Annotated in this window: 20 protein-coding genes and 4 tRNA genes; 7 read left to right on the forward strand and 17 right to left on the reverse strand. The window is 65.4% G+C overall.

The window, feature by feature from the left end; translation table 11 throughout:
* Positions 1 to 8: 8 nt before the first annotated feature.
* The 3 genes from ACIP5Y_RS16875 to rplJ form a co-directional block, all read right to left on the reverse strand.
* Positions 9 to 1,067, reverse strand: a complete 1,059-nt coding sequence (locus tag ACIP5Y_RS16875) for an ABC transporter ATP-binding protein (RefSeq protein ID WP_400351039.1) — start codon at positions 1,065 to 1,067, stop codon at positions 9 to 11.
* 246 nt (positions 1,068 to 1,313) lie between these two features.
* Positions 1,314 to 1,694, reverse strand: coding sequence for a 50S ribosomal protein L7/L12 (gene rplL, locus ACIP5Y_RS16880; protein WP_400351040.1), 381 nt, complete (start codon positions 1,692 to 1,694; stop codon positions 1,314 to 1,316).
* A 65-nt stretch (positions 1,695 to 1,759) separates the two neighbouring features.
* Positions 1,760 to 2,326 (reverse strand): 50S ribosomal protein L10, encoded by a 567-nt coding sequence (gene rplJ, locus ACIP5Y_RS16885; RefSeq protein WP_400351041.1) that lies wholly within the window; start codon positions 2,324 to 2,326, stop codon positions 1,760 to 1,762.
* A gap of 340 nt (positions 2,327 to 2,666) precedes the next feature.
* Between rplJ and ACIP5Y_RS16890 the strand changes: the two genes are divergently transcribed.
* A complete protein-coding gene (locus ACIP5Y_RS16890) occupies positions 2,667 to 2,987 on the forward strand; it encodes a hypothetical protein (RefSeq protein ID WP_400351042.1) in 321 nt (106 codons plus the stop codon).
* 78 nt (positions 2,988 to 3,065) lie between these two features.
* Here the strand turns inward: ACIP5Y_RS16890 and rplA are convergent, their stop codons facing one another.
* The 10 genes from rplA to ACIP5Y_RS16940 all read right to left on the reverse strand — a co-directional run bounded on the left by rplA (position 3,066) and on the right by ACIP5Y_RS16940 (position 8,069).
* A complete protein-coding gene (gene rplA, locus ACIP5Y_RS16895) occupies positions 3,066 to 3,776 on the reverse strand; it encodes a 50S ribosomal protein L1 (RefSeq protein ID WP_400351043.1) in 711 nt (236 codons plus the stop codon).
* A gap of 143 nt (positions 3,777 to 3,919) precedes the next feature.
* Positions 3,920 to 4,354, reverse strand: coding sequence for a 50S ribosomal protein L11 (gene rplK, locus ACIP5Y_RS16900; RefSeq protein ID WP_400351044.1), 435 nt, complete (start codon positions 4,352 to 4,354; stop codon positions 3,920 to 3,922).
* A 167-nt stretch (positions 4,355 to 4,521) separates the two neighbouring features.
* The gene (gene nusG, locus ACIP5Y_RS16905) at positions 4,522 to 5,310 is read right to left on the reverse strand and encodes a transcription termination/antitermination protein NusG (protein WP_400351045.1); all 789 of its coding nucleotides are present in this window, start codon (positions 5,308 to 5,310) and stop codon (positions 4,522 to 4,524) included.
* Between the two features lie 121 nt (positions 5,311 to 5,431).
* Positions 5,432 to 5,818: a preprotein translocase subunit SecE gene (gene secE / locus ACIP5Y_RS16910; protein WP_400351046.1), complete on the reverse strand. Its 387-nt coding sequence runs from the start codon at positions 5,816 to 5,818 to the stop codon at positions 5,432 to 5,434.
* Positions 5,819 to 5,847: 29 nt separating this feature from the next.
* Positions 5,848 to 5,920: transfer RNA gene (locus ACIP5Y_RS16915), tRNA-Trp, on the reverse strand.
* Between the two features lie 203 nt (positions 5,921 to 6,123).
* Entirely contained in the window at positions 6,124 to 7,197 is a 1,074-nt protein-coding gene (locus tag ACIP5Y_RS16920) for a fused (3R)-hydroxyacyl-ACP dehydratase subunits HadA/HadB (protein ID WP_400351301.1), read from the reverse strand.
* 167 nt (positions 7,198 to 7,364) lie between these two features.
* Positions 7,365 to 7,535, reverse strand: coding sequence for a 50S ribosomal protein L33 (gene rpmG, locus ACIP5Y_RS16925; RefSeq protein ID WP_029925945.1), 171 nt, complete (start codon positions 7,533 to 7,535; stop codon positions 7,365 to 7,367).
* A 44-nt stretch (positions 7,536 to 7,579) separates the two neighbouring features.
* Positions 7,580 to 7,652, reverse strand: a tRNA-Met gene (locus ACIP5Y_RS16930).
* 77 nt (positions 7,653 to 7,729) lie between these two features.
* A tRNA-Thr gene (locus ACIP5Y_RS16935) sits at positions 7,730 to 7,802 on the reverse strand.
* A 184-nt stretch (positions 7,803 to 7,986) separates the two neighbouring features.
* Positions 7,987 to 8,069 (reverse strand) — tRNA-Tyr (locus ACIP5Y_RS16940).
* Positions 8,070 to 8,209: 140 nt separating this feature from the next.
* Between ACIP5Y_RS16940 and ACIP5Y_RS16945 the strand changes: the two genes are divergently transcribed.
* The gene (locus ACIP5Y_RS16945; RefSeq protein ID WP_400351302.1) at positions 8,210 to 8,701 is read left to right on the forward strand and encodes a YajQ family cyclic di-GMP-binding protein; all 492 of its coding nucleotides are present in this window, start codon (positions 8,210 to 8,212) and stop codon (positions 8,699 to 8,701) included.
* 83 nt (positions 8,702 to 8,784) lie between these two features.
* Here ACIP5Y_RS16945 and htpX read toward each other — a convergent pair whose 3' ends face one another.
* Together htpX and ACIP5Y_RS16955 are read right to left on the reverse strand one after the other, a co-directional pair.
* On the reverse strand, positions 8,785 to 9,663 hold the full coding sequence (gene htpX / locus ACIP5Y_RS16950; protein WP_400351047.1) for a zinc metalloprotease HtpX: 879 nt from the start codon (positions 9,661 to 9,663) through the stop codon (positions 8,785 to 8,787).
* A 212-nt stretch (positions 9,664 to 9,875) separates the two neighbouring features.
* Positions 9,876 to 10,898: a polyprenyl synthetase family protein gene (locus tag ACIP5Y_RS16955; protein ID WP_400351048.1), complete on the reverse strand. Its 1,023-nt coding sequence runs from the start codon at positions 10,896 to 10,898 to the stop codon at positions 9,876 to 9,878.
* Between the two features lie 177 nt (positions 10,899 to 11,075).
* Here ACIP5Y_RS16955 and ACIP5Y_RS16960 point away from each other — a divergent pair, with 177 nt between their 5' ends.
* Positions 11,076 to 12,350: a geranylgeranyl reductase family protein gene (locus tag ACIP5Y_RS16960; protein ID WP_400351049.1), complete on the forward strand. Its 1,275-nt coding sequence runs from the start codon at positions 11,076 to 11,078 to the stop codon at positions 12,348 to 12,350.
* 74 nt (positions 12,351 to 12,424) lie between these two features.
* Positions 12,425 to 12,829, forward strand: a complete 405-nt coding sequence (locus tag ACIP5Y_RS16965) for a helix-turn-helix transcriptional regulator (RefSeq protein ID WP_400351303.1) — start codon at positions 12,425 to 12,427, stop codon at positions 12,827 to 12,829.
* A gap of 3 nt (positions 12,830 to 12,832) precedes the next feature.
* On the opposite strand, the gene ACIP5Y_RS16970 is transcribed toward ACIP5Y_RS16965, so the two are convergent.
* Positions 12,833 to 14,476, reverse strand: coding sequence for a purine-cytosine permease family protein (locus tag ACIP5Y_RS16970; protein ID WP_400351050.1), 1,644 nt, complete (start codon positions 14,474 to 14,476; stop codon positions 12,833 to 12,835).
* A gap of 243 nt (positions 14,477 to 14,719) precedes the next feature.
* Between ACIP5Y_RS16970 and ACIP5Y_RS16975 the strand changes: the two genes are divergently transcribed.
* A complete protein-coding gene (locus ACIP5Y_RS16975; protein ID WP_400351304.1) occupies positions 14,720 to 15,157 on the forward strand; it encodes a VOC family protein in 438 nt (145 codons plus the stop codon).
* 54 nt (positions 15,158 to 15,211) lie between these two features.
* Here the strand turns inward: ACIP5Y_RS16975 and ACIP5Y_RS16980 are convergent, their stop codons facing one another.
* Entirely contained in the window at positions 15,212 to 15,715 is a 504-nt protein-coding gene (locus ACIP5Y_RS16980; RefSeq protein ID WP_400351051.1) for a DUF2505 domain-containing protein, read from the reverse strand.
* Between the two features lie 69 nt (positions 15,716 to 15,784).
* Between ACIP5Y_RS16980 and ACIP5Y_RS16985 the strand changes: the two genes are divergently transcribed.
* Positions 15,785 to 16,294 carry a DUF3592 domain-containing protein gene (locus ACIP5Y_RS16985; RefSeq protein WP_400351305.1) on the forward strand — a complete coding sequence of 170 codons (510 nt, stop codon included), beginning with the start codon at positions 15,785 to 15,787 and terminating at the stop codon, positions 16,292 to 16,294.
* Positions 16,295 to 16,304: 10 nt separating this feature from the next.
* Positions 16,305 to 17,018 carry a demethylmenaquinone methyltransferase gene (locus tag ACIP5Y_RS16990; protein ID WP_400351052.1) on the forward strand — a complete coding sequence of 238 codons (714 nt, stop codon included), beginning with the start codon at positions 16,305 to 16,307 and terminating at the stop codon, positions 17,016 to 17,018.
* The last annotated feature ends 87 nt before the right edge of the window (positions 17,019 to 17,105 follow it).

Genomic DNA, 17,105 nt, shown 5'->3' on the forward strand with positions numbered 1-17,105 from the left:
CGCGTATGTTACCCGTTAGTCAGGTTCTGTCGAACCGTGGTGTCGTACGCGCCCTGATATGCGGGAAGGACCGTCGTCTCGGCATCGCCGTTCTGCTCCAGCGACTCCCGGATGGCCTCCTGCGCGGCCGGCGGCAGGGTGTGCAGAATCTGCCTGACCCGCTCACGCCGGCGGTAAACTGCCTGCCGCACCGGCATACCCGGCTGCGCCTTCATCTGCGGGATGATGCCCTCGACCTCTTCGGCGCCGCCGTCCAGGTGACCCGAATCGAACATGGCCTGCTCGCGGGCCATCTGGGCTTCGTCCTTCTCCTCGGACATGCCGATCGGACCCTGCATGCGGCCGTTGAGGAACTGCTTGACGACCGGCTCCTCCGAGGTGAGCAGCACCTCGCGCGGGCCGAACATGACCAGATTGCGGCGGAACAGCATGCCGATGTTGTCCGGCACCGTACGAGCCAGGTTGATGTTGTGCGTGACGATCAGGATCGTCGCATCGATCTGCGCGTTGATATCGATCAACAGCTGCGAGAGATACGTGGTACGAACCGGATCCAGACCGGAGTCGGGCTCGTCGACGAGGATGATCTGCGGGTCCAGCACCAGGGCGCGGGCCAGGCCGGCACGCTTGCGCATACCACCCGAGATCTCGCCCGGGAGTTTGCCTTCCGCGCCGAGCAGACCGGTCAGCTCGAGCTTCTCCATGACGATCTTCTTGATCTCGGCCTCGCTCTTCTTCGTGTGCTCACGAAGCGGGAAGGCCACATTGTCGAAGAGGTTCATGGAACCGAACAGCGCGCCGTCCTGGAAGAGGACGCCGAACAGCTTGCGGATCTCGTAGAGCTCCTTGTTGGAGCACGTGGTGATGTCGGTGCCGTCGATATAGATCGAGCCCTTCTCCGGGCGCAGCAACCCGATCAGGGACTTCAGGAAGACCGACTTACCGGTACCGGAGGGGCCGAGCAACGCGCTGACTTCCCCCGGAGGCAGCGTCAGGGTGACATCCTGCCAAATACGTTGCGAACCGAACGACTTGGTGATGCCTTCGGTCCTGACCTCGACGCCCACGCCTACCTCCACATTCTCAGACGAGCGACCCACTGGTGCTTTCCACGAAAATTCTGCGCGGGTGTGGCGCATCACAGTAGGTTCGGCCACTGTATCGCATCCGTGCCGTCTCGGACACCGAGACCTGACTGGCGAGTAGAAAACACCGGACGGAATTTTCCGACCCGGCCGAATTACGCCCGCAGAATACGCTGAAAGGGCGGTCCCCCAAAGGGAACCGCCCTTTCCGAGCGTTGTCGCTGCGTCTTACTTGACGGAGACCTTGGCGCCGGCCTCTTCCAGCTTCGCCTTGGCGGCCTCGGCGGCATCCTTGGCGACCTTCTCCAGGATCGGCTTCGGGGCGCCCTCGACCAGGTCCTTGGCTTCCTTCAGGCCCAGGCCGGAGACGATCTCACGCACGACCTTGATGACCTGGATCTTCTTGTCGCCGGCACCCTCGAGGATGACGTCGAACTCGTCCTGCTCTTCGGCGGCCTCGGCCGGGGCAGCAGCGCCACCCGCGGCGGCGATGGCGACCGGAGCGGCAGCGGTGACCTCGAACTTGTCCTCGAACGCCTTCACGAACTCGGACAGCTCCAGCAGGGTCATGCCGGCGAAGGTCTCGAGCAGCTCATCAACGTTGGCCATTGATATTTCCTTTCGGTGGGTTCGTCACCGCGCGAGCGGCGAACGAAAAGGTTTGGGTAAGTGACTTATTCGGCGTCGGCCGGAGCAGCGTCGGCGACCGGAGCGGCAGCGCCACCCTCGGCCTGCTTCTTCTCCTGCAGGGCCGCCAGCAGGCGGGCGACCTGGTTGCCGGGGGCGGCGAACAGGCCCGCAGCCTTCGACAGGTTGCCCTTCATGGCGCCGGCCAGCTTGGCCAGCAGCACCTCGCGCGACTCCAGGTCGGCGATGCGCTCGACCTCGGACACGGACAGCGCAGTGCCGTCCATGTAGCCGCCCTTGATGATGAGCGCCTTGTTGTCCTTGGCGAACGCCTTCAGCGCCTTCGCGGCGTCGACCGGCTCACCCGTAATGAAGGTGATGGCGGTCGGACCGACGAACAAGTCATCCAGGCCTTCCACGCCCGCCTCGGCGGCGGCACGCTTGACCAGGGTGTTCTTGGCGACGGAGTAAGTAGCGTTCGCACCGAGCGCACGACGCAGTTCGGTGATCTTGCCAACGGACAGGCCACGGTACTCCGTGACAACAGTCGCCGTGGAGGACTTGAACTGCTCGGTGATCTCCGCAACCGCGGTGACCTTCTCAGCCTTTGCCATACTTCGCCTCCTCTCTGGATGGTCGGTTCTCGTATGAACTACCGAGTTCCGCCACAGGGGCCGGCGACAAAGCTAACGCCCCGGTCGCAGAGCGAACCCGGGGCGCACAAGAAACGATCGCGATTTCTCGCGGGTTTCCCTACCTCGGCTCTCCCTGCGTGGGCCGCCGGCAATATCGCCGGACCTTCAGCCGCCTGACGGCAGCAACCAACGGTCTTCGGTAGAACGATTTGGGGTGATCATCGGCAGAATCTCCGAGGAGTGTCGCGATGACCGTTGTCCAATATAGCGGACGCGCATCTATCTGCCAAAACGGGGTCGGCGGTGGTACGAATCCGGGGTGACCCAAGAGCCCGAGCGCACAATCCGCCTCGTCGCCGGCGACGACCGCTGGTATGTGGACGCTCGCCTAGCCTCCTCCGGCAACCTCGTCTTCGACGGCCGAGACCTCGGCGGCCCCTACGCCGAATACGAATGGGGATGGACGTTTACGCCTTCGTCCTTCCCCCTGATCCGTTTCGCCCTCGGCGGAGAACCCGGGGACGACGTCCTGGACTTGGTTCAGGAAGCCTTCGCAGACAAGGGATTTCGCGATCCAGGCGCCTGGCTCCACAAAGAAAAGGGCGTTCCCGCTGAATTCTGGAGCCGGATAGAACCATGAAAAGCGAAGGGCCGGTACGGAGATCCGTACCGGCCCTTCGGGCTTCTTGCGTTGCTACGCGTTACCGCGCCGGCGAGGTCAGTCCTCTTCGGCGAAGTTGCGGGTGCGGTTCGGGTCCACCGGGATGCCCGGTCCGGTGTTCGTCGAGAAGGTCACCTTTTTGACGTAGCGGCCCTTCGCAGTGGAGGGCTTCACACGCAGGATCTCGTCGAGGGCGGCGCCGTAGTTCTCGGCCAGCTTCTTGTCGTCGAAGGAAGCCTTGCCGATGACGAAGTGCAGGTTGGCCTGCTTGTCGACGCGGAAGTTGATCTTGCCGCCCTTGATGTCGTTGACAGCCTTGGTGACATCGGGGGTGACGGTGCCGGTCTTCGGGTTCGGCATCAGGCCACGCGGGCCCAGCACACGCGCGATACGACCGACCTTGGCCATCTGGTCCGGGGTCGCGATCGCGGCGTCGAAGTCCAGCCAGCCGCCCTGGATGCGCTCGATCAGATCCTCGGCGCCCACGGCGTCCGCACCGGCGGCCTCGGCCTCGGCGGCCTTGTCGCCGACCGCGAACACGATGACGCGCGCGGTCTTGCCGGTGCCGTGCGGCAGGTTGACGGTGCCACGGACCATCTGGTCCGCCTTGCGCGGGTCGACGCCCAGACGGACGGCAACCTCGACGGTCGCGTCGGTCTTGGTGGTCGCGGTCTCCTTCGCCAGGCGCGCGGCGGCCAGCGGAGCGTAGAGCGCGGCGCGGTCGACCTTGGCGGCCGCCTCGAGATAAGCCTTGCTTCGTTTTGCCATGATTATCTGTCCTTGTCTAAGTCAGAAGTGGTGCGGGACAGGCGGTCCCTCCCACAAGAGCTCAGTAACTACTGCGGCGATCGCGGGCCCTGCGTGGTTACGCAGGCTTCCGCCTCCGGGCCTGACGCGCTCGCCGCGGAGCCCTACTCCGCGATGGTGATACCCATCGAGCGGGCGGTGCCTGCGATGATCTTCGCCGCGGCGTCGACGTCGTTGGCGTTCAGGTCGGTCTGCTTGGTCTTGGCGATCTCCCGGACCTGGTCCATGGTGATCTGCGCGACCTTCAGGCGGTGCGGCTCGGCCGAACCCTTCTGGATTCCGGCGGCCTTCAGCAGCAGACGCGCGGCGGGCGGCGTCTTCAGCTTGAAGTCGAACGAGCGGTCTTCGTAGACCGTGATCTCGACCGGGACGACGTCGCCGCGCTGCGACTCGGTCGCCGCGTTGTACGCCTTGCAGAACTCCATGATGTTGACGCCGTGCTGACCCAGCGCCGGACCGACCGGCGGAGCCGGGTTGGCCATACCAGCCTTGATCTGGAGCTTGATGAGCCCAGAGACCTTCTTCTTCTTCGGGGGCATCTTTCTTCCTTGGTTAGGTTCCTTACGGATTCCCGTAAGCCTCTTCCGGGACATGCGCCCGGCCCGCTCGAAGATCGAGCATGGGCACAGGCACAACCCCACAAGTCTATGCGAACGCGAAAAAGGCGGTGACACCGGGGCGAACCCGGGCCACCGCCTCTTCGCGATTAAATCTTGGCGACCTGCGTGAACCCGAGTTCGACCGGGGTCTCGCGACCGAAGATCGAGACCAGCACCTTCAGCTTCTGCTGTTCGGCATTGACCTCGGAGATGCTGGCCGGGAGCGTCGCGAACGGGCCGTCCATGACGGTGACCGACTCGCCGACCTCGAAGTCGACCTCGATGATCGGCTTGGCGACCGCGGTCTCGCCCGATCCGCCGGCGGCAGCGGCAGCGGTGGCCGGCGCGGCCTTCTTCTGCTGCGCGGCCGGGACCAGGAACTTCACCACATCGGAGATGGACAGCGGCGACGGGCGCGAGGTCGCGCCGACGAAACCGGTGACACCGGGGGTGTTGCGGACCGCGCCCCAGGACTCGTCGTTCAGGTCCATGCGGACCAGGATGTAGCCCGGCAGCACCTTGCGGTTGACGTTCTTCTTCTGGCCGTTCTTGATCTCGGTGACCTCTTCGGTCGGGACCTCGACCTGGAAGATGTAGTCCTCGAGACCGAGGTTCTGCACGCGGGTCTCGAGATTGGTCTTCACCTTGTTCTCGTAACCGGCATAGGAGTGGATGACGTACCAGTCGCCGGGCGCGCGGCGCAGCGCGGCGGTCATCTCGGCCACGGGATCGGCCGGTTCGTCGTCGGCAGGATCGGCGAGCTCGGCGGCAGGCTGCTCCGGAGCGGTCTCGTCGTCGGCGTCCGCGAAGTCGACGTCGTCGACGATGGTCTCTTCCACCGTCTCCGTCTCGTCAACCTGGAATTCCTCGGTTGTACCGTTCTCCGGGGTGCTCACTGGGGCACTCGCTTCCTTAGTCGTCACGTAATCCTCTGCGCGCCGGGTGTTATGGATGAACCCGGCGGATGGCCCCGCCCCCGCTTCCGGCGGGGACCGGTTATCCGGCGCCGACCGTCAGCTAGCCGAAGAGCCAGTTGACACCCTTGATGAACGCCAGATCCAACCCGCTGATGAACGCGACCATGAAGACCACGAACACCAGGACAACGCTCGTATAGGTGACCATCTGCTTGCGGTTGGGCCAGATGACCTTGCGTAGCTCCGCAACAACTTCCTTGAGGAACTTCACCAGGCGCTTGAAGGGATTGCCCGTACCGCTCCGACCGGCCTTCTTGTCTTTGCCGGACTTGGTGGTTGCCTTGTCCGACGCAGAGGGTCGTTCGATCGTCGCGACGGCGCTGGACGACGCGGCGCGCGAACGCCGCGCGGACCGTTTGCCGCTCGGCCGAGCCACTGCGGCGGTGTCGTCGCCATCTTCGTGGCGAGTGTCCCGCTCGTCGCTCACGTCGATCCTCTCTTCGTAGGCATCCAGGGCAGGGGCGACAGGACTTGAACCTGCAACCTGCGGTTTTGGAGACCGCTGCTCTGCCAGTTGAGCTACGCCCCTTCGGCTGGACGCTGTATGTATCCAGCCACTGTTCTATTCAGTTGTACACGGGTTTTCACACAACATACGCGCCGCTCCTCGGAGCAGCGCGCATTGGCTGGTGACCCCAGATTCCCGAGTCTACGTTACCGCGCGCGGCGATCGCCAATCGGGGCGTCGCCGCGCGGTAGCGGGATACCGGGGTTGTGTGATCCGGTGCGGGGTCAGGCCAGCTGGACTGTTGCGGTGGCACGGCCGAAGATCTTGCGGCCCGCCGACTTCGCCACGATGGCGATCACGGCGGTGCGGGTCTCCGGGTCGACGGACTTCACCTTGCCGGTGTATTCGATCTCCGCGGGGCGTTCGGCGGGCACGTAGACGGGGCTGGTGAAGCGGACGTTGTATTCCTTCACCGCGCCCGGGTCGCCGAGCCAGGAGGTGACGAAGCCGCCGCCCAGGCCCATGGTCAGCATGCCGTGTGCCACAACGTTTTCCAGGCCGACCAGCTTCACGACATCGTCGCTCCAGTGGATCGGGTTGGCGTCGCCGGAGACGCCGGCGTAGTTCACCAGATCGCCGCGGGTGAGGCTGACGAGGCGCGGGGGGAGTTCGTCGCCGGCGGCGATGTCCTCGAAGCGGAGCGCGGCGCGCGGGCTCGCGACGATCTTGCCGGTGACCGCGACCTCGATCGCGGGCGGCGCCGGGGGCACCTCGATGCTGCCCGGCTGGTGTTCGGGGCGCTCGTCCGGGCCGATGCCGTGCATGAGCACATTGCGTACGGCGTCACCGATATTGGGGTCGATGTCACCGCCGCTGCGGCCGATGAGGGTGGTGTAGGTGGTGAGGACGAGCTCGTCGTTCTGCGCGACCACGTCGTTCTTGGTGACGATGATGTCGCCGCCGAAGGCCTGCCGGAAGGAGTGCAGGTAGACGATGCAGGAGAGCTGGTCGCCGGCCTTGATGGGCCGGTGGAATTCCAGGATCTGATCGGTCTGCATGATCTGGCTCAGGTCGTAGCCGGTGATCATCTGCTCGAAGAGCTTGCGCTGGGCCAGGATTCCGACCAGGGAGATGAAAGTGAGCGGGGCGACCAGTCCGTCGTGGCCGTGGGCACGCGCGGTGTCCTCGTCCCAGTGGACGGGGTGGTAGTCCTGCACGGCGCGGGCGTACTCACGCACCTTCTCGCGGCCGACCTCGTAGTAGTCGTCGACGCGGTAGTGATGGCCGACCATGGCGGCGGCGTGGGCAGCGGGGTCGAAGCCCTCGCTTGTTTCGACCTGATCGGTCTCGGTGTTGATCGTCACGGAGGAAGTCCCTTATCTGATCCCGGAGGGGATCGGGCGGAGCGCTGAACCACCGCTATATACACCAAGTGCCGAATCGGGGCCACTGTCCCCTTGTATGGGGGACGAAGCAGCTTGCCGATCCGGCACTTCTTCCACGCGGTAGATCGCGCGGGGTTGTTTTAGCGAGACTCGCGGTGCGCCCGGTGGGTACCGCAGTTCGGGCAGAATTTCTTCAGCTCGAGGCGGTCCGGGTCGTTACGCCGGTTCTTCTTGGTGATGTAGTTACGGTGCTTGCACTGCTCGCAGGCCAAGGTGATCTTTGGCCGGATATCAGTGGACTTCGCGGCCACGATTGCCTTCCCTTCCGGACAGCCTGATTGGAATATCAGATATGTAGCGATGGCCGGACTTGAACCGGCGACACAACGATTATGAGTCGTTTGCTCTACCGACTGAGCTACACCGCCATCATGTGCGGGCTGACGGCGGGGATGTCCCGGGTCCTGCACGAGAAGCCGAGTCGGTCACCACCGGCAATCCGGCGAGCCCCCTAACGGAATCGAACCGTTGACCTTTTCCTTACCATGGAAACGCTCTGCCGACTGAGCTAAGGGGGCATGTCTACTTCGCTCCGGAACTTCGCCGGGGCGCTGACGACTTGAACGAGATTACACAACACCCGACCCGGACTCCAAACCGGCTGGTCAGAGTCATCTTTCGGCGTTGACCGACCGGTTCGGCACGCGATCGGCACCCGGAAATGCAAGAACCCCCCGAAGATGATCTCCAGGGGGTTCTCGGTGGCAGATGTAGGATTCGAACCTACGTAGGCTTTCGCCGACGGATTTACAGTCCGCTCCCATTGGCCGCTCGGGCAATCTGCCGTGGGACGCCTTGCGGCGCGGTGACGAGAATACATCGAACCCCCGCCCGCAATGCAAACCAGCTGGCCAAGGCCATGCCGGACGAGCTAGCGTCGGCGTTCGAACCCCCCTACTTTCCGATCTCGGACAGGAGCATGAGCGTGGCCGATTCGTCGTTCGATGTCGTCAGCAAGATCGATCGCCAGGAGGTGGACAACGCGTTGCACCAAGCCTCCAAGGAGCTGAGCCAGCGCTATGACTTCCGCGGCACCGACGCCAGCATCGAATGGTCGGGCGAGGAGAAGATCATCCTCACCGCCAATGCCGAGGAGCGCGTGAAGGCGGCGCTGGACGTGTTCAAGGAGAAGCTGATTCGCCGCGACATCTCGCTGAAGGCGTTCGACGCCGGCGACCCGCAGGCCTCCGGCAAGGTGTACAAGATCACAGGCACCCTGGTGCAGGGCATCACTTCGGAGAATGCGAAGAAGATCTCCAAGAAGATCCGCGATGAGGGCCCGAAGAGCGTGAAAGCGCAGATTCAGGGCGAGGAGCTGCGGGTTTCCAGCAAGAGCCGCGACGATCTGCAGGCCGTCATCTCGCTGCTCAAGGGCGCGGACTTCGAGATCGCGCTGCAGTTCGTCAACTACCGCTAGCCGCGGAAGGGTCGGTGGGGCCGCGCCCCACATCCCGGAACGAGGGGTCGGGGGCCATGCCCCCGGACCCCCTTATTTTTGGTTCAGTAGCGGCGGTTGCCGCCCGCCATCTCCTCCAGGCGGGCGATGCGATCCGCCATCGGGGGGTGGGTGGAGAACCAGCGCGCCATCTTGTCGCCGTTGCGGAACGGGTTGGCGATCATCAGGTGCGACTGTGCGGTCAGCTGCGGCTCCGGGGGCAGCGGGGCGGCCTGGGTGCCGCGTTCCAGCTTGCGCAGCGCGGACGCGAGCGCCAGCGGGTCGCCGGTGAGCTCCGCGCCGTCCTGGTCGGCCTGGTATTCGCGGGAGCGGGAGACGGCCAGTTTGATGAGCGTGGCCGCGATCGGTCCCAGCAGCGAAACCAGCAGGATGCCAATGATATTCGGGCCTTCGCCATTGCGATTGCCGCCGCCGAAGGCGCCCGCGAAGAAGGCCAGGTTGGCGAGACCGGAGATGACCGACGCCAGCGCGCCCGCGACCGAGGAGATCAGGATGTCGCGGTTGTAGACGTGCGACAGTTCGTGCCCCAGCACCGCGCGCAGTTCCCGCTCGTCGAGGATCTGCAGGATGCCGGAGGTGCAGCAGACCGCGGCATTGCGCGGATTGCGGCCGGTGGCAAACGCATTGGGGGCGTTGGTGGGGCTGATGTAGAGCCGCGGCATGGGTTGGCGTGCGGCCGTGGCCAACTCGCGCACGATGCGGTACATGACCGGGGCTTCCAGCTCGCTCACCGGTTGCGCGTGCATGGCCTTCAAGGCCAGCTTGTCGCTGTTGAAGTAGGCGTAGGCGTTCATGCCGACGGCCAGCACGATCGACAGGATCAGGATCGTGGGATTGCGGAACAGCGCACCCGCGAACACGATCAACGCCGACATGCCGACCAGCAACCCGAACGTCTTGAACCCGTTCGCATAGCTGTGCATATTGCCCTCCGCTTCGCTCCGGGCGTGTTCGCGGCAGGCCCAGGGTGGTGGGTGCCGTGGAAGTCTCGATTCTTCCCTCCCTCCGCTCCTCCGCTTCGCTCCTCCGCTCCACTCAGTCCAGAATCGAGACGGCCGCGAACCTCGAAGGTGTTTCCTTGAGGGTGTTACACCAGGTCAACGATAGACATGCGGGCGGAAGTTCCCGAGGATCTCTACCCGACGCGTTCGATGGTGTAGCGGACCAGCTGTTCGAGGGCTTCGTTGGCGGGGCCGCTCGGCAGGGCCGAGAGTTCGGCGTGCGCGATGTCCGCGTAGCCGTGCAGCTTCTCCTTGGCCAGCACCATGCCGCGGGAGCGGGACAGCAGGTCCAGGGCCTCTTCCACCTCGGCGTCGGTCTGCAGCGGGTGCGCGAGCAGCTTGCGCAGGCGGTCGCCCTCGGAGCCCTCGTCGCGCAGCGCGTACAGGACGGGCAGGGTGTGCACGCCCTCGCGCAGGTCGGTGCCGGGGGTCTTGCCGGACTGCTCGGACACCGAGGAGATGTCGATGATGTCGTCGGAGATCTGGAAGGCGGTGCCGACCGCGTCGCCGAGCCGGGCCAGGCGTTCCACATGGTCGAGGCTCGCGCCCGAGAAGGTGCCGCCGAAACGGCCCGAGGCGGCGATCAGCGAACCCGTCTTCTCCCACACCACGCGCAGGTAGTGCTCGACCGGATCCTGGGACTGCTTGGCGCCGATGGTCTCCCGCATCTGGCCGGTGACCAGTTCGGCGAAGGTTTCGGCGATGATGCGCACCGCGTCCGGGCCGAGGGTGGACACCAGGCGGGAGGCGTGCGCGAACAGGTAGTCGCCGGCCAGGATGGCGACGCTGTTGCCCCAGCGGGAGTTCACGCTGGGGGCGCCGCGGCGCAGCGAGGCCTCGTCCATGACGTCGTCGTGGTAGAGGGTGGCCAGGTGCACGAGTTCGACGACGGTGCCCGCGGTGATCAGGTCGGGGCTGGTCGGGTCGGGACCGAGCTGGCCGGTGAGGATGGTGAACAGCGGGCGGAACCGCTTGCCGCCGGCCTTGGCGAGATGCAGGGCCGCTTCCTGGAGGAATTCCTCGCCGTCGGACAGTTCGGTGATCAGCAGGTCTTCGACTTCGACCAGGCCTTTACGCACGGTGGCGGCGAGATCGGGGTCGCCAAGATCGACCCCCGCAACCACGGTGCTCTCATCGCTCACAGCCGATGCGCTCATTCCATCTCCCAGTGCCGCGTCCGACCCCACGCAAAGAACCTAGCGTGTGGGGCACTCACCCCCTATGCACACCACCGTAGTGCGACGGAGAGAACAGTGGCGTGTTCGATTCCCCACTGGGTGGCGTGAGGTGATCCGCGTCGACACCGATCGTGATGTGCTGCAAGTATTGAAGCCATGGGTTCACCGGATGGCGCGGCCGAGCAGGGGAAATCGTCGGATGTGTTGCCCGCGCACGCTGACGTGCTGGTCGTGGGGGCCGGACCGGCCGGATCGGCGGCGGCGGCCTGGGCCGCACGCGCCGGGCGGGACGTGCTGCTGACGGACTCCGCCGTCTTTCCTCGCGACAAGACTTGCGGTGACGGGCTGACACCGCGTGCGACCGCCGAGCTCGAGCATCTCGGGCTCGGGGATTGGGTGCGGCTGCACACGGTGAACAGGGGCCTGCGGATGGCCGGGTTCGGGCGGGAGGCGCTGCTGCCCTGGCCGGACGGGTCGTTCCCGGCGTACGGAAGTGCCGTGCCGCGTACCGAACTCGACGACAAGCTGCGGGAGACCGCGGTGAAGTCGGGGGCACACATGGTGGAGGGCGCCAAGGTGGTGGAGGTCGCGCGGGACGGCGGCCGGGTCACCGGGGTCAGCGTCAAGACCGAGTCCGGGCTGCGTGCGGTGTCCTGCAATACGCTGATCGTGGCGGACGGGGTGCGGTCGCCGGTCGGGAAACTGCTGGGCCGCACCTGGCATCGGCAGTACGCGTACGGGACCGCGGCGCGCGCCTACATCAGGTCGGAGCGCTCCGATGATCAGTGGATCACCTCACACCTCGAATTGCGGGATGCCGCAGGCGAATTGGTGCCCGGCTACGGCTGGGTGTTCCCGCTCGGCAATGGCGAGGTGAACATCGGCGTCGGTTCGCTGGCCACCGAGAAGCGGCCCTCGCACATCGCGTTGAAACCGCTGCTGCAGCACTATGTCTCGGAGCGCCGCCGGGAGTGGGGTTTCGAGGGTGAGGCGCGGGCGGTGGCGTCGGCGTTGCTGCCCATGGGGGGCGCGGTGTCGAATGTGGCCGGGCGCAACTGGGTCCTGGTCGGCGATGCGGCGGGCTGCGTGAATCCGCTGAACGGCGAGGGCATCGACTACGGCTTGGAGGGCGGGCACATGCTGGCCGGTATCCTCGACGAGCCGGATCTCACCCGCATCTGGCCGGAAATGCTGCGCGCCCGCTACGGCCGCACCTATTCGGTGGCGCGCCGGCTGGCGGCGCTGGCCACGCATCCGCGCGCGGTACCGCTGGGCGGCCCGCCGGTGATGCGTTCGAAGCTCCTGCAGCGCACCGCGGTTCGCGTCATGGGCAATCTGGTGACCGACGAGGACCTCGATCTGACCGCCAAACTGTGGCGGGGCGCGGGCCGCGCGTCCATGCGTTTCGACAAACTGCAGCCCTTCTCATGAGCGGCGGCGAGGCGGGGCCGGTTCCGGGTTCGAGCACCCGGGCCGCCCGCCGCGCCCCCGCCACACCCCGGCCGGTGCCGGAAGATCTGCTGCCGCATCTGCGGCGGGCCCGCGATCTGGCGGACCGGCATTACGCGGAACCGCTGGACCTGGACGAGCTCGCGGCCGCGGCGGGAGTGTCGAAATATCACTTCCTGCGCTGTTTCGCGGCGACCTACGGAAAGACTCCGGCCGTGTATCTGGCCGAGCGGCGCATCGAACGCGCACAGGATCTGTTGCGCGCCACCAATATCACGGTGACCGAGACCTGCATGCTGGTCGGTTACAGCAGCCTCGGTTCGTTCAGCCGGAAATTCACCGAGCTGGTGGGGATGTCGCCCTCGGAGTATCAAGCGAAGTTCGTCTCCGAGGGCGCGCCCCATATTCCTGGTTGCTACGTTTTCATGCACGGTCTCTCGGATCGGAAACCGTTGCTGTAGCGATTATTTCGGCGGCAGGACGTGCAGGCCGCTCTTGTCGGTCGAGAGCGCCAGTGACGAGATGTACTGGATTTCGCCCTCCGGCCCGGGGACCGGGGAGGCGATCATGTCCGGCCGTTCGAAGTCGAGTCCGGTGACCGCGCAGGTCAGTGTCTCCCCCGACGGGTTGCCGTGCTCGTCGAACATGGGCAGGTCGATGCCGTCGTGGTCGCGGCGCAGGTAGTACTTGCCCTTGGTGAGAACGGCGGTCAGCGGGGTGGCGACGAACGACACCACCACGGCGACGATCGGCGAGTACGGCTTCAGGGTGTCACCGAAGAGCCCGAAGAAGGTCATGATCGACAGCGCCGCCGACAGGCCGAAGCCGACCAGGCCGACCGGGTTGAAGTCGTAGAGCATGCCGCGCCGGAATTCCGGCTGCTTGGGCGAGATCTTCAACGCGTACTTGTTGACCGCGATATCCGTTGCGACGGTGACGATCCAGGCGATACCGCAGTTGGCGTAGAAGCCGAGAATATTGTTCAGGAAGTCGAACATATTGGCTTCCATCAGGATCAGCGCGATGACCAGATTCAACGCCAGGAACACCAGCCGGCCCGGGTAGGTCTTGGTGACGCGGGTGAAGGAGTTGGTCCACGCCAGCGAACCCGAATACGCATTGGTCACATTGATCTTGATCTGGCTGATGACGACAAGCGCCACGGCGAGGGTCATGGCCAGCCAGGACGGCATCATGTCGCGGTAGATCTCGAGGAACTGGTGCACCGGCTGGTTCGCGATGTCCTGAGCGCCGGGCAGATTCGCGATCAGGTAGACGGCGAGGAACAGGCCGACCACCTGCTTGATGGCGCCGAACAGCACCCATCCGGGTCCGGCCAGCAGCATCCAGCCCCACCACTTGCGCTTGTTCTCCGGGGTTTTCGGCGGCATGAAACGCAGGTAGTCGATCTGTTCGGCGATCTGCGCGATGAGCGAGAGACAGACGCCGGCCGCCAGCAGCGCACCGGCCAGGCTCACGCCCTGCCCGTCCTTACCGCCGTAGGCCAGGAAGGAGCTCACCGAATCCGGGTGCCGCACCAGCAGGAACGCGAACGGCAGCACCATCAGCACGAGCCACAGCGGGGTGGTCCACACCTGCAGTTTGGCGAGCGTGTTCATGCCGTAGATGACCAGCGGGAAGATCATCAGCGTCGACACCAGGTAGCCGATCGGAAGCGGCACGTGCAGGCCGAGTTTCAGGCCCTGCGCCATGATGGAGCCCTCGAGCGCGAAGAAGATGAAGGTGAACGAGGCGAACACGATATTGGTGATGACCGACCCGTAGTAGCCGAATCCGCTGCCGCGGGTGATCAGGTCCAGGTCGATGTTGTAGCGCGCGGCGTAATAGGCCAGCGGGAAACCGGTGAGCATCACCACGATCGCGAAGATGCCGATGCCGAGCAGCGCGTTGCCGGTGCCGTTGGCGATGCCGATGTTCGCGCCGATGGAGAAGTCGGCGAGGTAGGCGATGCCGCCCAGGGCGGAGACGCCGACCACGGCGGGGCTCCATTTGCGGTAACTGCGCGGGGCGAACCGGAGGGTGTAGTCCTCCAGCGTCTCCTTGGTCGCGGCGACGGTATTCGCCGCGCGGGTATCCACTTCGACCACCAAAACTCCTCGATCCGGCTTCGCGAGCTGTTTGCTGCAGTCGAGACTGGTGGTTGATTGTTGATCTCGGCTTTCCGAGCCGTTTCGTGCGGGTTACGTCACACTCACGACGGGATCGGTCAAGGCAATCTTCGACACAGCCGTGGCATGGCAAATGCGACACAGCCGGGGCACGGCAAATACGACACAGCAATTTCGGAGAAGCATCCGGGCGGCGCACGTTCATAGCCTGGAGCCATGCCGATCATCAAGAATGTCTCGCTCGTAACCGTCTACGTGACCGATCAGACCGCCGCCAAGGAGTGGTACGTCGACAAGCTCGGCTTCGTCGAAACCACCGATGTGACCATGGGCGACAATGGTTTCCGCTGGGTGACCGTGGCGCACCCCGATCATCCGGAGCTGGAGGTGACCCTCATGGTTCCCGGTCCCCCGCTGGACGAGGCGCTGTCCGAGGCCATCCGGCGTTCCATGGCCAATGGCACGCACGGTGCGCTGGGGTTGAGCACCGACGACTGTCACAAGGCCTACGAGGAACTCACCGCGAAGGGCGTGGATTTCGTGCAGCCGCCGTCGGAGCGCCCGTACGGCGTGGAGGCGATCCTGCGCGACAACTCCGGCAACTGGCTGGTGCTGGTGGAGCAGCGGCCTTACGAGGGCGGCGATTTCGGCCCGCAGTAGCGTGCCGGGCCGCTCGAGGGTCCGGGGTGTCGCCCCCGGACCCCACGGCGGGTACTACGCGTTCTGTGCGGCGAACCAGTTTTCGACGGACTTGCGCTCGCTGTTCATGACCTTCTTGAGCAGGTTCTCGACCAGCGGTTCGATGGCGCCGCCGACCAGCGGGACCTTCACGTCCACGGTGCCGGTGGCCTCGAGTTCGGAACCCTCGGCGGCGGGCCGCAATTCGAAGGTGCCCTGCATTTCGGTGGTGATGCCGCCGGACTTGCCGTGGAAGCTGCCCTTGGCGGTGTCGCCGTCGAGCGGGCCCCAGGTGTCGGTGCGCTCCAGCTGGAGTTCGCTCTTGAGCACCTTCTTGACGATGCCGGGAATCTGGTCTTCGGGAGCTTTTTCGGTCATATGGATACAAATGGTGCCGGGCCCGTCCGGGTGGGAGAGGTCCAGCGTTGCGGTGGACGCGCCTTCGAAGCGGGCCTGCCACATCTCGTCGTTGGTAAGTGCCCGGTGAAGCTCTTCGACCGGGACGCTGTACTGCACGGTGAAGCTGAATTTACGGGACATGGCGGCAACGGTAGCCGAGTCGTGGAATAGCCTGGTGAAGTGTCGGAAACTAGCCAGTCTGCCAGCATCGTGCAGCAGGCCGAGGATCCCGCGCGACGACGGGCCGTACGGCTGCGGCGTGCCCGGATCTCGGTGATCGTCGCCGCGGTGGCGGTGAGTGTGCTCGCGGTGCTGTTGGTGCTGGCCGCCTGGCGCGATGACCACCTGATCTCCTCCGACGAGGGCGTGACCAGCGCGGAAGTGCTGTCGGCGGGACGTTTGCGGTCCGCGGTCATCTTCGTCACGCCGGACGGGGAGACGCACAATCCGAAAACCGGTGTGCTGTACCCGACCAAGCTGACGGTCGGGGAACGCATCAATGTCGAATACCGGCGCAGCGATCCCGATCTCGTACGCGTGGCGGGTCGCGATGCGCGTGTCGCCATCATCCCGGCCGCGTCGGTGATCGTGGTGGCGTGGCTGCTCGCCATCCCCGCATTGTGGCTGCTGGGTTCGCCGCCGCAGCTGTGGCTGGCCGCGGTGCGGACGCGCGTGGATCGCGCCCGGACGCGATGGTCGCGTGCTCGCACCGGCCAGTAGTGTTCGACTCGTGGCGAAAACAGAGCGGCGGGAATTGGTTCGGGCCTCGCTGGACAAGCAACCGCACGAGGTTGCGTCCATGTTCGATGGAGTCGCGAAGCGATACGACATCACGAACACGGTGCTCTCGGCCGGGCAGGACTATTACTGGCGGCGGGTGACGCGTAAGGCGCTGGCCCTGCGTCCCGGCGAGCGGGTCCTGGATCTGGCCGCGGGGACCGGGGTTTCGACGGTCGAGCTCGCCAAATCCGGTGCGTGGTGTGTGGCCGCGGACTTCTCGCAGGGCATGCTCTCCGCCGGCCGCTTCCGCAATGTGCCGATGGTCGCCGGGGACGCCATGGCGCTGCCGTTCGCCGACGACTCCTTCGACGCGGTGACCATCTCGTACGGCCTGCGCAATGTGTCCGACCCGGATCTCGCGCTGCGCGAGATGCTGCGGGTCACCAAGCCGGGCGGCCGGCTGGTGGTGGCGGAGTTCTCGACGCCGACCCTCGCGCCCTTCCGCACGGTGTACATGGAATACCTGATGAAGGCGCTGCCCTGGGTGGCGGAACGGGTCAGCTCGAATCCGGACGCCTACGTCTATCTGGCCGAGTCCATCCGGGCCTGGCCGACGCAGCCGCAGCTGGCCCTGCGCATCGCCGATGCGGGCTGGTCAGCGGTGCGGTGGCGCAATCTCACCGGCGGCATCGTCGCGCTGCACCGGGGGTACAAGCTCGGTTAGGATGTTGTCCGGCCCGCGATCGGGCGTTCCTCACCGTTGCGGAAACCAGATGTGAGGCGGAATGTCACCTCGCGATAACGTTCGGTA

Origin of the sequence: Nocardia sp. NPDC088792 (assembly GCF_044750615.1) — a bacterium.
Lineage (GTDB): Bacteria > Actinomycetota > Actinomycetes > Mycobacteriales > Mycobacteriaceae > Nocardia.

What these genes read in the sequence shown, in the direction of transcription:
- ACIP5Y_RS16980 (WP_400351051.1), bottom strand. Translation starts at nt 15,715, where the DNA reads ATGTCCCGTAAATTCAGCTTCACCGTGCAGTACAGCGTCCCGGTCGAA.
- rplL (WP_400351040.1), bottom strand. Translation starts at nt 1,694, where the DNA reads ATGGCCAACGTTGATGAGCTGCTCGAGACCTTCGCCGGCATGACCCTG.
- ACIP5Y_RS16955 (WP_400351048.1), bottom strand. Translation starts at nt 10,898, where the DNA reads ATGAGCGCATCGGCTGTGAGCGATGAGAGCACCGTGGTTGCGGGGGTC.
- rplJ (WP_400351041.1), bottom strand. Translation starts at nt 2,326, where the DNA reads ATGGCAAAGGCTGAGAAGGTCACCGCGGTTGCGGAGATCACCGAGCAG.
- ACIP5Y_RS16960 (WP_400351049.1), top strand. Translation starts at nt 11,076, where the DNA reads ATGGGTTCACCGGATGGCGCGGCCGAGCAGGGGAAATCGTCGGATGTG.
- rplA (WP_400351043.1), bottom strand. Translation starts at nt 3,776, where the DNA reads ATGGCAAAACGAAGCAAGGCTTATCTCGAGGCGGCCGCCAAGGTCGAC.
- rplK (WP_400351044.1), bottom strand. Translation starts at nt 4,354, where the DNA reads ATGCCCCCGAAGAAGAAGAAGGTCTCTGGGCTCATCAAGCTCCAGATC.
- htpX (WP_400351047.1), bottom strand. Translation starts at nt 9,663, where the DNA reads ATGCACAGCTATGCGAACGGGTTCAAGACGTTCGGGTTGCTGGTCGGC.